The following is a 14,313-nucleotide window of genomic DNA, read 5'->3' as shown; positions in this document are numbered from 1 at the left end:
TGTGTCGGCGGTTCGTGACAGTATCGGGGCATGCTGACGGTCCTGCTGTACCTGGTGATCATGGCGCTGGTCGGTGGTCTGCTCTACCTCGCCGCGAGCATGGTCTTCGGTCGTTCCGAGGAACTGCCGCCGCTGCCCGCGGGCACCACCGCGACGGTGCTGCCCGCCGAGGGGGTCGCCGGTGCCGACGTGCGCGCGCTGCGGTTCCAGCAGGCGCTGCGCGGCTACAAGGCCAGCGAGGTGGACTGGGCGCTCGACCGTCTCGGTCGGGAGATCGATTCACTGAGAGCGCAATTGGCGGACCGTGCCGAGGTGGGGGCAGCCGATGGTCGCGACGGCGCGGACGGGCCCGACGAGGCGGAGGCAGGGCAATGAGTGCGATTGCGGGGGAGGACGTTTCGCTGTCGGACGGCCGGACTCGTTGTCCGTGGGCGGTCGACACCGGAGACTCCCGGATCTACAGCGACTATCACGATTTCGAGTGGGGGCAGCCGCTGCACGGCCGCGACGAACTGTTCGAGAGGCTGGCGCTCGAGGCGTTCCAGTCCGGGCTGTCGTGGATCACGATCCTGCGCAAGCGAGAAGCGTTCCGGGAGGCGTTCGCCGGTTTCGATGCCGAGGTCGTGGCGGCCTTCACCGAGGACGACGTCGCACGACTGCTGGGCGACGCCCGCATCGTCCGCAACCGGGCGAAGATCGAGGCCGTCGTCTCGAATGCGCGCGCGGTCCTCGACCTGGGCGACACCGACCTGGACACGTTGCTGTGGTCGTTCGCACCGCCGCGGCGCGCGCGGCGGTACGAACGAGTCGAGGACGTGCCCGCAGTGACCTCGGAGTCGACCGCGATGGCCGCCGAACTGAAGCGTCGCGGCTTCCGGTTCGTGGGTCCGACCACGGCATATGCACTGATGCAGGCCACCGGGATGGTCGACGACCATCTCGCCTCCTGCTGGGTCGAAGCGCACGGCTAGAGCTGTCTGATTCGAGCGGTTTCCTGCCTCAGCTACCCGGCAACCCGCTCGATAGGGAAGAATGGAGTACAGAGCCTCGCTAAGTGCTGGCGGGGCACCCACGGTAACCCGAGGCGCTAGCGAAATCCGGCGCAGATGTGGAGGGAGCAGAGGATGGCGGCCATGAAGCCCCGGACCGGGGACGGTCCCCTCGAGGCAACCAAAGAGGGACGAGGAATCGTCATGAGGGTTCCGCTCGAGGGCGGAGGACGTCTGGTCGTCGAACTCACCCCGGAGGAAGCTGCGGCACTCGGGGACGAACTCAAGGGTGTCACCAGCTGAGAGGGCCCACCCTCTTCGCTGTTTCCGGCCGGGTCGATCAGTCGACCCGGCCGGCGCCTGCGGGTCACGAAGGATCTTCCGGAAAGGGCACGGCGGTACAGGTGCTGGCGGATGTGTGCGCACTTCTCGCGTGCCCACAATGCGGTGACGAGCTCGACCTCGAGGAAGACTCCGGCCGCGCGTTGGTGTGTCTGCGTGGCCACAGCTTCGACGTCGCCCGTCAGGGCTACGTCACGCTGCTGACCGGCGCCGCGACCAAGTTCACCGGCGACAGCCCCGAGATGATCGCGGCGCGCAGTGAATTCCTCGGCTCGGGTCACTTCGACGCCCTGATGGACGCCGTGGCCGACGCCGTCGCGGAGACCGTCGGGGAGCCGGACGGCTCGACCGGGCCACGCATCCTCGAGATCGGGGCCGGCACCGGGCACTATCTCGCCCGGGTGCTCGACGCGATCCCGGAGGCGCAGGGCATCGGCCTGGACGTGTCCAAGCCCGCCGCACGGCGACTGGCTCGGGCCCATCCACGGGCCGCGGCGGTCGTCGCCGACGTCTGGCGGGCGCTGCCCGTCCGCGACCACGTGCTCACCCACGTCCTGTCGGTCTTCGCGCCGCGCAACGCCGCCGAGATCGACCGTGTGCTCGCCGATCACGGCACCCTCGTCGTCCTCACTCCGACGGACCGGCACCTCGCGGAGCTGGTGGACCTGCTCGGCATGGTCCGGGTCGACGACCGCAAGGTCGAGCGGCTCGGTGAGACGGTGGCGGGGCGGTTCGACCGGATCCACCGGACCCCGGTCGAGATCCGGATGCCGTTGTCGCGCCGGGACGTCGAGAACCTCGTGGGAATGGGGCCGTCGGCCCGCCACCTCACCGCCGAGCGGCGGGCGGAGGCGATCGCCGCGCTGCCCGAACCGTTCGCCGTGACGGCGTCCGTCGTCGTCTCGACCTACCGGAGGACCGCTACCGCCGGCTGAGCACGTCCGCGTACACCTCGAGGGTCTGCTGTGCGATGCGGGCCCACGAGAACTCCGCTGTCGCGCGCACCCGGCCCGCCCGGCCCATCGCCGCCGCCCGGTCCGCGTCGGTCGCGATCTCGTTCACCGCGGCCGCGAGCGCGTGCTCGAACGCCTCGGTCTCGTACGAGTTGTAGTGCACCAGCCGACCGGTGACACCGTCCTGCACCACCTCGGGGATGCCGCCGACGTCGGAGGCGACGACGGCCGTCTCGCACGCCATCGCCTCCAGATTCACGATGCCCAACGGCTCGTACACGGACGGGCAGACGAACACGGTTGCTGCGGAGAGTATCTCGCGCACCTGCTCGGTGGGGAGCATGTCCCGGATCCAGACGACGCCGGAGCGGCGCGCCGCGAGCCCGGCGACGGCCGTCTCCGTCTCGGCCGCGAGTTCCGCGGTGTCCGGGGCGCCCGCGCACAGGACGAGCTGGATGGAGGGGTCGAACGCGTGCGCGGCGGCGACGAGGTGGCCGAGGCCCTTCTGCCGCGTGATCCGACCGACGAACACGACGATCGGGCGGCCCGGGTCCACACCGTGCGCGGCCAGCACCGACGCCGTCCCCGGCGCCGCCGGGCCGGGATGCCACACCTCCGAGTCGATGCCGTTGTGCACCACGTGGACCCGCGCCGGGTCGATCGCCGGATACGTGTCGAGGACGTCGGCCCGCATGCCGGCGCTCACCGCGATGACGGCGTCGGCGTGCTCCATCGCGTTGCGCTCGGACCACGACGAGACCCGGTAACCGCCGCCGAGCTGTTCTGCCTTCCACGGCCGCCGCGGCTCGAGCGAGTGCGCGGTCACGATGTGCGGGATGTCGTGCAGCGCGCCGGCCAGGTGACCCGCGAGCCCCGTGTACCACGTGTGCGAGTGCGCGACGTCCGCGCCGTCCGCCGCCTGCGCCATCCGCAGTTCGGCCGACAGGGTGCTGAGGGCGGGATTGGCGCCGGCGAGTTCGGGGTCGGGACCGTGCACGAACGCCCCGTCACGGGGGGCGCCCATGCAGTGCACGTCGACGTCGCACAGTCGACGCAGGTGCGTCACGAGTTCCGTGACGTGGACGCCCGCGCCTCCGTAGATCTCCGGGGGATACTCCTTCGTCATCATCGCGACCCGCACCGGGTAAACGTAACCGCCGGAACCCGTTCCGGCCAACGGCCACGCACGTGTTCCGGGCAACGGTGGCGGCGGTCGGGGGCCGCCGGATAGGTTGACTGGTGTGAGGAGTCAGCCCCATGTGCTCGGGATCGTGCTCGCCGGCGGCGAGGGCAAGCGCCTGTACCCGCTCACCGCCGACCGGGCCAAGCCGGCGGTCCCCTTCGGCGGTGCGTACCGGCTCATCGACTTCGTGCTCAGCAACCTCGTGAACGCCGGGTACCTGCGTATCTGCGTGCTCACCCAGTACAAGTCGCACTCGCTGGACCGGCACATCTCGCAGACCTGGCGGCTGTCCGGGTTCGCGGGCGAGTACATCACCCCGGTGCCCGCGCAGCAGCGGCTCGGTCCGCGCTGGTACACCGGCAGCGCGGACGCGATCTTCCAGTCGCTCAACCTGGTCTACGACGAGGATCCCGAGTACATCGTCGTCTTCGGTGCCGACCACGTGTACCGCATGGATCCCGAGCAGATGGTGCAGCACCACATCGACTCCGGTGCCGGGGTGACGGTGGCGGGCATCCGGGTGCCGCGCAGCGAGGCGTTCGCGTTCGGCTGCATCGACAGTGACGAATCGGGCCGGATCACCCAGTTCCTCGAGAAGCCCGCGCACCCACCGGGCACCCCGGACGACCCCAATGTGACGTTCGCGTCGATGGGCAACTACGTCTTCACCACGAAGGTTCTCGTCGATGCGATCCGCGCCGACTCCGAGAACTCCGACTCCGACCACGACATGGGCGGCGACATCATTCCGGCGCTCGTCGACGCGGGCCTCGCGTCGGTCTACGACTTCAAGAACAACGTCGTCCCGGGCGCGACGGACCGCGATCGCGGGTACTGGCGGGACGTCGGGACGATCGACGCGTTCTACGACGCGCACATGGACCTGGTGTCGGTGCACCCGGTGTTCAACCTCTACAACCGGCGGTGGCCGATCCGCGGTGGCGCCGAGAACCTCGCGCCCGCCAAGTTCGTCAAGGGCGGGCTCGCCCAGGAATCCGTCGTCGGGGCGGGTTCGATCCTGTCCGCGGCGACGGTCCGCAACTCGGTGCTCAGTTCCAACGTGATGGTCGAGGACGGCGCCACCGTCGAGGGCAGCGTCCTGATGCCGGGCGTCCGGGTCGGCAAGGGCGCCGTGGTGCGCCGCGCGATCCTCGACAAGAACGTCGTCGTCGGGGAGGGCGAGATCATCGGCGTCGACCTCGAGCGGGACCGGCAGCGCTTCGCCGTCAGCAACGGCGGCGTCGTGACGATCGGGAAGGGCGTCTGGATCTAGGCGTCAGTGCCGCGCGGCGCACAGCAGGCCGTCGCCCACCGGGAACAGCACGCGCGTGAGCCGCTCGTCCTCGGCGATCGCCCGCGCGGCGTCCCGGACGGCGATCGTGGTGGCATCACGCTGACCGGGATCGGCGACCCGGCCGCCGAGGAGGGCGTTGTGGAGCACGATCACGCCGCCCGGCCGCAGCAGGCGCACACCCTCGCGCACGAAGTGCGGGTGGTCGGCCGGCGCGTTGTCGATGAACACCAGGTCGTAGGCCGAATCGGCGAGCCGCGGCAGGACGTCGAGCGCACGGCCGTTGATCAGCCTCGTCCGGGACGGGGCGACCCCGGCGAACCGGAACGCCTGCTTGGCCGCCCGCTGGTGCTCGGGCTCGCTGTCGATCGTGGTGAGGACGCCGTCCTCACGCATGCCGCGCAGCAGCCACAGGCCGCTGACACCGGCACCCGCTCCGACCTCGACCACCGTCTTGGCGTCGAGCATCCTGGTGAACAGCGAGAGGGCGGCACCGACCGGCGGCGGCACCGGGGAAGCGCCGAGTTCCGTCGCCCGGTCGCGGGCGGCGGTCAGCATCTCGTCCTCGAGGATCGAGTCCTCGGTATGGGTGAGAATTCGTTCGGCGTTCGTGTGCACGCAATAGAGGCTAGCCTTGCCGCGCGGTCGGGGTGTCGAGGCTCGCTCGCCGCCTCATGTCGAGGCCCGGCCGGCTCCCGTGCCGAGGCTCGGCCCGTCCACATCTCGAGGCTCGGCCTCGGCGAAATTCTCAGGCCCCGCTCAGGTTGCTCATAGTGCGCACATATCGCCGTCCGACAGGGTAGGTGCAACGCCGGACGACTAGACCGCACGGCGTGAAGATCGCGCAGACCGATCCCTGCGGACGGTGGCGGGAACAATTCCGCGCTCTCGGGAGTTGAACCTCCACAATCCGGTGTCTCGTGATCCGCGGTCCTGAGTAGGAGGATCCACCCATCCACATGATCAATGCCGAACGCACCCTCCACCACACCGCCGACGAACTCGTCGCGGCGGGCACAGATTCAGGTGTGTCCGCATTCGGCGTTGAAGATGTGACGTCGGAACCGACCGGTACCGCGGTGTTCGACGCGACCGGTGACAAGTCCGCGATGCCGTCGTGGGACGAACTGGTCCGCGAGCACGGCGACCGGGTCTACCGCCTCGCCTACCGGCTGTCCGGCAATGCGCAGGACGCCGAGGACCTCACGCAGGACACCTTCATCCGGGTGTTCCGGTCGCTGCAGAACTACCAGCCCGGCACGTTCGAGGGCTGGCTGCACCGCATCACCACGAACCTGTTCCTCGACATGGTGCGCCGCCGCAACCGCATCCGCATGGAGGCGCTGCCCGAGGACTACGACCGCGTGCCGTCCGACTCGCCGAACCCCGAGCAGATCTACCACGACGCGCGACTGGCGCCCGACCTGCAGTCGGCGCTCGACTCGCTGGCGCCGGAGTTCCGCGCCGCCGTCGTCCTGTGTGACATCGAAGGACTGTCGTACGAGGAGATCGGTGCCACACTGGGGGTCAAGCTGGGTACTGTGCGCAGCAGGATCCACCGTGGACGGCAGGCGCTGCGTGAGCACCTCGCCGCGAATGGCAAGGTGGACTCCGATCGGATCGGTAGCGGGTGTTGATGCAGGAGGGTTTGATGGCGCAGGCGCGCGGACCTCGTCAGTTCGGCTCGACCGAGCACCTGGCGAGCGAGGCGATCGCAGCGTACGTCGACGGCGAACTCCGCATGAACGCGTACCTCCGCGCCTCTCAGCACCTGTCCCTGTGCCCCGACTGCGCGGCCGAGGTCGACGCGCAGCAGCAGGCGCGGATCGCGCTGCGTCGCGCCGCCTCCGACGTCTCGATGCCGAGTTCGCTGCTCGGACAGCTGAGCCAGATTCCGCGGTGCCACCATCCCGAACCGGAACCGCCGTCCGGGCGCGATTCCGCCACCGGGATCATCTCGTTCGATCGCGACGACATCAGCCGGCGTTGGCCGTTCCGTCGTCGCCGCTGACGGCACGGATCGCGCCCGGGCCGAGCGCATCGGTGTCCCCGCCGCGGGACGAATCGGCGATACTGGCAGGCGTGACTGACGCACACGAGGGGGACATGCGCGCGTGACGGCCGATTCGAGGACGCCGGGAGCGGCGCAGGACGAGACCCCGGCGCAGGGTGCATGGCCCGATCGTTCCGAGGGGCCACGCCTGGCACCCCGCCCGATCTACCGCCCGGACGTCGACGCGGCCGCGCAGCACGCCTTCGGCCGCCCCTCGGACGTCGCGGGCCCGTTCGGTCCGCGGTCGGCGCCGGCCGGCCACTCGGCCGTCGCGGTCGGCCGCCCCGACGCGGCGCTCGCCGAAGCGTTCGGTCGACCCGCCGGTGAGCCCGACTCCCTCCAGCGCGGACCCGAAGGCGTCGCCGTCGCCCCCGACAACGAGGCCGCCGGCGATCCGTGGCGTGACCCCGACGCCCCCGTCCGACTCGGCCCGCCCGCGCAGGGCGCCGCCACCCCGCCGCGGCAACCGGACGCCCCCAAACTGACGGTGCGCGACGTGCTGTTCGGGGAGCGCGTCGAACGCAAGGCACTCGTGGTCCTGGCGGCGATGGCCCTCGCCATCGGTCTCGTGGGCGGGCTGATCGCGACCGTCGCGACGTCCGACCGCGGTTCCCTCACCAGCAAGCGCGTCACGCTCTCGCAGTCCGGCGGCGACGAGGACGCGCCCGAGGGCCGGATCGCCGAGGTCGCGGACGCCGTGCTCCCGTCGGTCGTGTCGATCCAGGTGGCGCACGGCGACCAGTCCGGGACCGGTTCGGGAGTCGTCGTCGACGGCGGCGGTTACATCGTCACCAACAACCACGTCGTCTCGATGGCCGCGGCCGATCCCGGGGCGGCGACGATCCGGGTCACCTTCTCCGACGGCACCAAGGTGCCGGCGCAGATCGTCGGCCGCGACACCAAGACCGACCTCGCGGTCCTCAAGACCGACGCGCAGAACCTCACGGTCGCCGATCTCGGCAAGTCCGCCGATGTGCGGGTGGGGCAGGACGTCGTGGCCGTCGGCTCGCCCCTCGGCCTGAACAAGACCGTGACCCGCGGAATCGTCAGCGCTCTCAACCGGCCGGTGCGGCTGTCGGGCGAGGGCACCGACACCGACGCCGTCATCGACGCGGTGCAGACCGATGCCGCGATCAACCCCGGCAACTCCGGTGGGCCGCTGATCGACATGGATGGCCGCGTCATCGGCATCAACTCCGCGATCCGCTCGGAGAGCGGCGGTTCGGTGGGTCTCGGTTTCGCGATCCCCATCGACGACGTCACCGCGGTCGCGCAGGAACTGATCCGCAACGGCGTGATGCACCACCCGGAGATCGGCGTGAACGCCCGCACCGTCATCAACGACGCCACCAGCGGCGCCGAGGTCGCGAACGTGCAGGCCGGCAGCCCCGCAGAGCAGGCGGGCATCGCGGAGGGCGACGTGATCGTGAAGGTCGGCGACCGGACCGTGGCCAACGCCGACGAGCTGGTCGTCGCCGTCCACGACCAGACGGTCGGTCAGCCGGTACCCGTCCAGCTGATTCGTTCCGGGCGGACCGTGGATGTCCAGGTCACCCCGACATCGGACTGACCGGGCGCATCGACAGCCAGAATTCATGTGATATTTCCAGATCGTGCGAGCGGTTCCGGCCGCGACCACGTACCCTGAAGCGGTGTTTGGCAACATCGGCTGGGGCGAGTTCATGGTGCTCCTCGTGGCAGCGCTCGTGATCCTCGGACCCGAGCGGCTCCCGGGTGCCGTCAGCTGGGTGACCAAGACCATGCGTCAGGTCCGCGACTACGCGAGCGGCGCCAGCCAGCAGCTCAAGGACGAGCTGGGGCCGGAGTTCGACGACCTGCGCAAGCCGCTGTCCGAACTCAACGAGCTGCGCGGGATGTCGCCGCGCGCGGTCATCACCAAGCACCTGCTCGACGGCGACGACTCGATCCTGACCGGCAACTTCGACAGCAAGCCGGCCACCAACGGATCGACGCCGACCACCGAGCCCGCCACCAAGCCCCTCGCGGCGGGAGAGCGGCCCCCGGTCGACCCCGACGCGACCTGAGACCAGCGCCAGACGGGCGACGTCATCCCGAGACAAGAGCAAGGGCCGGATCCGCACCGCGGATCCGGCCCTTGTCGGTCCGTAGGGTCAGAGGTGCCGGACGGTGTCGATGCCGAGCGACATGCCGGCCAGGCCGCGCGCCCTGACCGACAGCTTGTCCGCGATCTCGCGGAGCGCGGTGCCGGCGGGGGAGTCCGGGGCGCCGAGCACGATCGGCATGCCGGCGTCGCCGCCCTCCCGGACGGCCTGCTCGAGCGGAATCTGGCCCAGCAGGGGGACGTTCGCACCCACGGCGCGGGTGAGACGGTCCGCGACCGCCTGACCGCCTCCCGCACCGAAGACCTCCATGCGGGTGCCGTCGGGAAGCTCCATCCACGACATGTTCTCGACGACGCCGGCGATGCGCTGTCGGGTCTGCAGCGCGATCGCGCCGGCCCGCTCGGCGACCTCGGCGGCGGCCTGCTGCGGGGTGGTCACGACCAGGATCTCGGCGCCCGGGATGAGCTGGGCGACCGAGATCGCGACGTCACCAGTGCCGGGCGGCAGGTCCAGCAGCAGCACGTCCAGATCGCCCCAGAAGACGTCCGCGAGGAACTGCTGCAGCGCGCGGTGCAGCATCGGCCCGCGCCACACGACCGGCGTGTTGCCCTGCGTGAACTGGGCGATCGAGATCAGCTTCACGTCGTGCGACTGCGGCGGCATGATCATCCGCTCGACCTGCGTGGGCTTGGCGTCGGTGCCGAGCATGCGGGGCACCGAGTGGCCGTAGATGTCGGCGTCGAGCACACCCACCGACAGCCCCTTCGCGGCCATTGCGGCGGCGAGGTTGACTGTGACGCTGGACTTTCCGACGCCGCCCTTGCCGGACGCCACCGCGTACACGCGGGTGAGCGACCCGGGCTGGGCGAACGGGATCACCGGCTCGGTGGAGTCGCCGCGCAGCGAGCGGCGCAGCTCGGTGCGCTGCTCGTCGTTCATCACGTCGAGCTCGACGCGGACGGCGCCGGCGCCTTCGACGTCGGCGACGGCCTTGGTCACCCGCTGGGTGATCTCGGTGCGCAGCGGACAGCCCGCCGTGGTCAGGTAGATGCCGATGTCGACACTGCCGTCGTCACCGATCGCGATGCTCTTGACCATGCCCAGTTCCGTGATGGGTTTACGGATCTCGGGGTCCTGCACCTTGGACAGTGCGGTGCGGACGGCGGTCTCTGTCAGGGCTGCCATGCCCCCATGGTATGCGGCGCGGTGCGGGGGCCGATCAGGGCGTCGGGGCTGCGACCGGCGCGGGGGTGGGCGGAGGGCAGAAGACGAGGCACGGCAGCGGCGGCAGCTCCGGCAGGCCCGGCAGCAGCGGGGCGGGTGCCGGCGCCGGTGCCGGCGCGGCGGGAGGTGCCGTCGGGGTCGGGGTGGCGGGTGCGGTGCCCGAGGGCCCCGGCGCGGCGGCGTCGACGGCCGCCGACTCGGAGTCGGCGGAGCGCTCCGGCGGTGTCGGGGCGACCGGCACCGCGGGTGCGGCAGTTCCGCCCGTGCGGTACGCGGTGGACCAGGCGAGCACGTTCGCCATGTACGACGTCGAGTTGTTGTAGCGGAGCACGGCGCGCGACTCCTGGGCGGGATCGCGCAGGTCCAGGCCGCCCGCGCACAGGTAGCGCGCGGCCGCGAGGGCGGCGTCGAACACGTTGTTCGGGTCGGCGACGCCGTCGCCGTTCCCGTCGGTCGCGTACCGCGCCCACGTGCTCGGGATGAACTGCATCGGCCCGACGGCGCGGTCGTGGGTCGGGTCGCCGTCGAGCAGGCCGCGATCGGTGTCGGTGATGATCTCGTTGCCGGCCAGGTGACCGTTCAGTGTCGGCCCGAGGATCGGTGTCACGGTGGTGCCCGCCGCGTCGGTCTGTCCGCCACCGGCGTGGCCCGACTCGATCTTCCCGATGCCGGCGAGCAGGTTCCACGGCAGGCCACAGCCGGGCTGGGCGCCGGCCATCGCCAGCTCCGCGGACCGGTAGGCGTTGAGCACGATCTCGGGGATCCCGAGCGGGCCGACGACGACGGGGACCGGCACCGACCGCGGGGCGGCCCCCGGCAGCAGCCCGGTCGGATCGGGCAGCGTCGGGGCGGCTGCGGGCTTGGCCGTGCGGAGTTGGCGTTCGGGGCGCGGTGCCGCCGGCACCAGGCCGACCGTCGGGACGAGGGCCGCCTGCCCCTCCGGGGCGGCGGTGCCGGTCGGGGCGCCGGGGTCCAGCGCATAGGCTGCGGCCGTCGATGCGGACTCCGGGACCGGAGTCGCGAACACGCCACCCATGGATGACGCTGCTGTCACGAATCCGGCAAGAACGAGGGCGGACACACCGACAGTTCCACGGGCACGCACTCTTCAATCCCCTCCTTGCAGGAAACCTGCATCCGCGGTCACGGATCTCGTTCCGAGTGTTCCAGCCGGTACATCTCGGTCGATGTGACACACGTTACATATCGGTGACCGGTTGTGGGCGCGGAACAGCCGCAGGCGCGGAGAAGCTCCGGAGCGTCCGGGTTACTTCCGACCGCCACGCGACCGCGTCACTCGAGGCCGCCGCGCGGCCGCCTCACTCGAGGCCGCCGCGCGGCCGCCTCACTTGCGGCCGCTGCGCGACCGGGGAGTGGGGCCGGGCTCGTCGTCCTCGTCGCCCTTGGCGTCCCGCTCGACGAGCATCTGCCGGATGTCGTCGAGCTCGCGGCGCAGGTAGTCGCGCGTCGCGACCTCGCCGACCGCCAGCCGCAGGGCCGCGAGCTCGCGTGCCAGGAACTCGGTGTCCGCCTTGGTCTGCGCCGCGCGGGCCCGATCCTCTTCGAGCGAGACCCGGTCACGGTTCTCCTGCCGGTTCTGCGCCAGCAGGATCAGCGGCGCCGCGTACGCCGCCTGCGTCGAGAAGGCGAGATTCAGCAGGATGAACGGGTACGGGTCCCACTGCAGCCGCACCGCGAAGATGTTGAGGATGATCCACACGATGACGATCACGGTCTGGATCAGCAGGTATCGGCCGGTGCCGAGGAACCGGGCGATGCTCTCGCTCACCCGGCCGACGGCCTCGACGTCGATGTGCAGCCGCAGCCCGCGCGTGCCACGCGGGGTCTCCAGACGCTGACGCCCGCTGAGTTCACTCATCGTCGTCCTCCTCGCGCCAGTCGGTGGGCAGGAGGTGATCGAGGACGTCGTCGACGGTCACCGCGCCGAGCAGGTGGTGCTCGTCGTCGACCACGGGCGCGCACACCAGGTTGTAGGTCGCGAAGTACCGGGTGACGCTCGTGAGCGAGTCCTCCGGGTCCAGCCGGGGCAGGTCGTCGTCCAGGACGCCGCCGACGAGGCTCGCGGGCGGCTCCCGCAGCAGCCGTTGCAGGTGCACACAGCCGAGATATCGCCCGGTCGGCGTCGCGGTGGGCGGCCGGACCACGAACACCATGCTCGCGAGCGCCGGCGTCAGGTCGGCGTTGCGGGCGCGGGCCAGGGCCTCGGCGACCGTCGTCGACGGGGTCAGCACCACCGGCTCCGGGGTCATCAGGCCACCGGCGGTGTCGGGGGAGTGCTCGAGCAGGCGCCGGACGGGTTCGGAGTCCTCCGGGTCCATCAGCTGCAGCAGCGACTCGGCGTCCGTCTCCGGGAGCTCGCCGAGGAGGTCGGCGGCGTCGTCGGGATCCATCGCCTCGAGGACGTCCGCCGCGCGCTCGACCTCGAGGTGCAGCAGCAGGTCGGTCTGGTCGTCGGCGGGGAGTTCCTGCACGACGTCGGCGAGCCGCTCGTCGTCCAGCGCGAGCGCCACCTCGTGCCGGCGCTTCTCCGGCAGTTCCCGCATCGCGTGCGCGACGTCGGCGGCCCGCATGCCCTCGAACTGCATCAGCAGCTGGGAGACGCCCTGGCCGGGCATCGCGAGCGCGGTGGGGGTCAGGCCGTGGACGTGTTGCCAGTCGACGACGTGGATCGCCGAGCGGCGGCCCAGCCGCCCGCGGTGGGCCCGCACCGCGACACGGGAGACCACCCAGTCTCGGGTGCGGGTCAGTTCGATGCCGAGATCGACGATCACGACGTCGGCACCGATCGTGTCGGTGACCTCCGGATCGTCGATTCGGACGTGCGAGTCGAGGACCTGGGCGAGCGCGAGGACCTCGGTGGGGCGCTGGTCGAACCGACGCAGGCTCACGTTGCCGGTCTTGAGGGTGACCGAGCCCGGCTGGATCGCGGTGACACGGAGCATCGGCACGAAAATCCTTTTGCGCGTGAACATCTCGATGACCAGGCCGAGAACCCGCGGAGGTTGGCGGCCCATGCGGATCGTGAGCACCACGTCCCGCACACGCCCGATCGATTCGCCGTCCGGTCCGAGGACCACCAGGCCGGCGAGCCTGGCTGCGAATACCTTGTTCACGGCTGCCATGATGAAAAGGCTAAATCCTTGCTTACCGATCCACTGAATTCGGAGGGCCTGTCGGTCATGACTTCCCGCTTCCGTCCACGTCGTTCGGTTCTGGCCGTCCCCGGCTCGAGCCGCAAGATGATCGACAAGGCGAAGGGACTTCCGGCTGACGAGATCTTCCTCGACCTCGAGGATGCGGTGGCGCCGATCGCGAAGGCCGAGGCGCGGGGGCGGATCGTCGAGGCTCTCAACGAGGACGGCTGGGGCGACCAGATCAAGGTCGTGCGGGTCAACGACTGGACCACCGAATGGACGCACGCCGACATCGCGACCGTGGTGGGCGGGGCGGGCGCGAATCTCGACGCGATTCTGCTGCCGAAGGTTCCCGACGCCAGTCACGTTCAGGCTCTGGATCTCCTGTTGACGCAGATCGAGAAGGCCAACGGGCTCGAGGTGGGGCGGATCGGCATCGAACCGCAGATCGAGAACGCGATCGGCCTGACGAACATCAACGCCATCGCGACCGCGAGCCCGCGCGTGCAGACGCTGGTGTTCGGTCCGGCGGACTTCATGGCCAGCATCAACATGCGCACGCTGGTCGTGGGCGAGCAGCCCGAGGGCTACGACCGGGGCGACGCCTACCACCACATCCTGATGACGATCCTGATGGCGGCGCGGGCCCACGACCTGCAGGCCATCGACGGCCCCTACCTGCAGATCCGGGACGTCGACGCCTTCCGGCGCTCGGCCCAGCGCACGGCGGCGCTCGGGTTCGACGGCAAGTGGGTGCTGCACCCGACCCAGATCGAGGCCGCCAACGAGGTGTTCAGCCCCCGCCAGGAGGACTTCGACCAGGCCGAGATGATCCTCGACGCCTACGAGTTCCACACGTCCGCGGTGGGCGGTGCCCGCGGCGCGGTGATGCTCGGCGACGAGATGATCGACGAGGCGAGCCGCAAGATGGCGCTGGTGATCTCCGCGAAGGGGCGGGCGGCCGGAATGAGCCGCACGACATCCTTCACCCCGCCGGCCGACCGATAGGCGGGCTCGGGTCGGGGCGGGCACAATTGAT

Annotated in this window: 16 protein-coding genes; 10 read left to right on the top strand and 6 right to left on the bottom strand. The window is 70.6% G+C overall.

Annotation, left to right across the window (positions count from 1 at the left end; genetic code table 11):
* The first annotated feature begins 30 nt into the window (after positions 1-30).
* The 4 genes from EGT67_RS04440 to EGT67_RS04425 all read left to right on the top strand — a co-directional run bounded on the left by EGT67_RS04440 (position 31) and on the right by EGT67_RS04425 (position 2,266).
* Positions 31-375, top strand: a complete 345-nt coding sequence (locus EGT67_RS04440) for a DivIVA domain-containing protein (RefSeq protein WP_127914858.1) — start codon at positions 31-33, stop codon at positions 373-375.
* Positions 372-971 carry a DNA-3-methyladenine glycosylase I gene (locus EGT67_RS04435; RefSeq protein ID WP_127914857.1) on the top strand — a complete coding sequence of 200 codons (600 nt, stop codon included), beginning with the start codon at positions 372-374 and terminating at the stop codon, positions 969-971. Before EGT67_RS04440 ends, EGT67_RS04435 begins: the two co-directional genes overlap by 4 nt.
* 153 nt (positions 972-1,124) lie before the next feature.
* Positions 1,125-1,292, top strand: a complete 168-nt coding sequence (locus tag EGT67_RS04430; RefSeq protein WP_003931055.1) for a DUF3117 domain-containing protein — start codon at positions 1,125-1,127, stop codon at positions 1,290-1,292.
* A 101-nt stretch (positions 1,293-1,393) separates the two neighbouring features.
* On the top strand, positions 1,394-2,266 hold the full coding sequence (locus tag EGT67_RS04425) for a putative RNA methyltransferase (RefSeq protein ID WP_127914855.1): 873 nt from the start codon (positions 1,394-1,396) through the stop codon (positions 2,264-2,266).
* On the opposite strand, the gene glgA is transcribed toward EGT67_RS04425, so the two are convergent.
* Positions 2,253-3,425 carry a glycogen synthase gene (gene glgA / locus EGT67_RS04420; RefSeq protein WP_127914854.1) on the bottom strand — a complete coding sequence of 391 codons (1,173 nt, stop codon included), beginning with the start codon at positions 3,423-3,425 and terminating at the stop codon, positions 2,253-2,255. The genes EGT67_RS04425 and glgA overlap by 14 nt on opposite strands.
* A 100-nt stretch (positions 3,426-3,525) precedes the next feature.
* On the opposite strand from glgA, the gene glgC reads away from it, so the two are divergent.
* Complete coding sequence (gene glgC / locus EGT67_RS04415) at positions 3,526-4,740, top strand: glucose-1-phosphate adenylyltransferase (protein WP_127914853.1); 1,215 nt, start codon at positions 3,526-3,528, stop codon at positions 4,738-4,740.
* 3 nt (positions 4,741-4,743) lie between these two features.
* Here the strand turns inward: glgC and EGT67_RS04410 are convergent, their stop codons facing one another.
* On the bottom strand, positions 4,744-5,376 hold the full coding sequence (locus tag EGT67_RS04410) for an O-methyltransferase (RefSeq protein ID WP_127914852.1): 633 nt from the start codon (positions 5,374-5,376) through the stop codon (positions 4,744-4,746).
* 341 nt (positions 5,377-5,717) lie between these two features.
* Between EGT67_RS04410 and sigE the strand changes: the two genes are divergently transcribed.
* The 4 genes from sigE (at position 5,718) to tatB (ending at position 8,856) form a co-directional block, all read left to right on the top strand.
* On the top strand, positions 5,718-6,395 hold the full coding sequence (sigE, locus tag EGT67_RS04405) for an RNA polymerase sigma factor SigE (protein WP_241565891.1): 678 nt from the start codon (positions 5,718-5,720) through the stop codon (positions 6,393-6,395).
* Between the two features lie 14 nt (positions 6,396-6,409).
* On the top strand, positions 6,410-6,769 hold the full coding sequence (locus EGT67_RS04400; RefSeq protein WP_206612283.1) for an anti-sigma factor: 360 nt from the start codon (positions 6,410-6,412) through the stop codon (positions 6,767-6,769).
* A 103-nt stretch (positions 6,770-6,872) separates the two neighbouring features.
* The gene (locus EGT67_RS04395; RefSeq protein ID WP_127914850.1) at positions 6,873-8,381 is read left to right on the top strand and encodes a S1C family serine protease; all 1,509 of its coding nucleotides are present in this window, start codon (positions 6,873-6,875) and stop codon (positions 8,379-8,381) included.
* Between the two features lie 82 nt (positions 8,382-8,463).
* The gene (tatB, locus tag EGT67_RS04390) at positions 8,464-8,856 is read left to right on the top strand and encodes a Sec-independent protein translocase protein TatB (RefSeq protein ID WP_127914849.1); all 393 of its coding nucleotides are present in this window, start codon (positions 8,464-8,466) and stop codon (positions 8,854-8,856) included.
* Between the two features lie 87 nt (positions 8,857-8,943).
* On the opposite strand, the gene EGT67_RS04385 is transcribed toward tatB, so the two are convergent.
* The 4 genes from EGT67_RS04385 to EGT67_RS04370 all read right to left on the bottom strand — a co-directional run bounded on the left by EGT67_RS04385 (position 8,944) and on the right by EGT67_RS04370 (position 13,262).
* Complete coding sequence (locus EGT67_RS04385; RefSeq protein ID WP_127914848.1) at positions 8,944-10,080, bottom strand: Mrp/NBP35 family ATP-binding protein; 1,137 nt, start codon at positions 10,078-10,080, stop codon at positions 8,944-8,946.
* A 34-nt stretch (positions 10,081-10,114) separates the two neighbouring features.
* On the bottom strand, positions 10,115-11,173 hold the full coding sequence (locus tag EGT67_RS04380) for a lytic transglycosylase domain-containing protein (protein ID WP_241565890.1): 1,059 nt from the start codon (positions 11,171-11,173) through the stop codon (positions 10,115-10,117).
* A 291-nt stretch (positions 11,174-11,464) separates the two neighbouring features.
* Positions 11,465-11,998 (bottom strand): DUF1003 domain-containing protein, encoded by a 534-nt coding sequence (locus EGT67_RS04375; RefSeq protein ID WP_127914846.1) that lies wholly within the window; start codon positions 11,996-11,998, stop codon positions 11,465-11,467.
* Positions 11,991-13,262, bottom strand: coding sequence for a magnesium transporter MgtE N-terminal domain-containing protein (locus EGT67_RS04370; RefSeq protein ID WP_127914845.1), 1,272 nt, complete (start codon positions 13,260-13,262; stop codon positions 11,991-11,993). Before EGT67_RS04370 ends, EGT67_RS04375 begins: the two co-directional genes overlap by 8 nt.
* Before the next feature lie 57 nt (positions 13,263-13,319).
* Between EGT67_RS04370 and EGT67_RS04365 the strand changes: the two genes are divergently transcribed.
* Positions 13,320-14,282, top strand: a complete 963-nt coding sequence (locus EGT67_RS04365; RefSeq protein ID WP_127914844.1) for an HpcH/HpaI aldolase/citrate lyase family protein — start codon at positions 13,320-13,322, stop codon at positions 14,280-14,282.
* The last annotated feature ends 31 nt before the right edge of the window (positions 14,283-14,313 follow it).

Source organism: Prescottella agglutinans, from assembly GCF_004011865.1.
In the GTDB taxonomy this organism is placed as follows: domain Bacteria; phylum Actinomycetota; class Actinomycetes; order Mycobacteriales; family Mycobacteriaceae; genus Prescottella; species Prescottella agglutinans.
The sequence above is the reverse complement of the archived record's forward strand: the minus strand, read 5'-3'. Positions and strand labels throughout refer to the sequence as shown.

Bases quoted from the DNA above. Each gene is read 5' to 3' on its own strand.
- sigE (WP_241565891.1), top strand. From the start codon at position 5,718: ATGATCAATGCCGAACGCACCCTCCACCACACCGCCGACGAACTCGTC.
- EGT67_RS04365 (WP_127914844.1), top strand. From the start codon at position 13,320: ATGACTTCCCGCTTCCGTCCACGTCGTTCGGTTCTGGCCGTCCCCGGC.
- EGT67_RS04370 (WP_127914845.1), bottom strand. From the start codon at position 13,262: ATGGCAGCCGTGAACAAGGTATTCGCAGCCAGGCTCGCCGGCCTGGTG.
- EGT67_RS04400 (WP_206612283.1), top strand. From the start codon at position 6,410: ATGGCGCAGGCGCGCGGACCTCGTCAGTTCGGCTCGACCGAGCACCTG.
- EGT67_RS04440 (WP_127914858.1), top strand. From the start codon at position 31: ATGCTGACGGTCCTGCTGTACCTGGTGATCATGGCGCTGGTCGGTGGT.
- EGT67_RS04430 (WP_003931055.1), top strand. From the start codon at position 1,125: ATGGCGGCCATGAAGCCCCGGACCGGGGACGGTCCCCTCGAGGCAACC.
- EGT67_RS04385 (WP_127914848.1), bottom strand. From the start codon at position 10,080: ATGGCAGCCCTGACAGAGACCGCCGTCCGCACCGCACTGTCCAAGGTG.
- EGT67_RS04375 (WP_127914846.1), bottom strand. From the start codon at position 11,998: ATGAGTGAACTCAGCGGGCGTCAGCGTCTGGAGACCCCGCGTGGCACG.
- EGT67_RS04435 (WP_127914857.1), top strand. From the start codon at position 372: ATGAGTGCGATTGCGGGGGAGGACGTTTCGCTGTCGGACGGCCGGACT.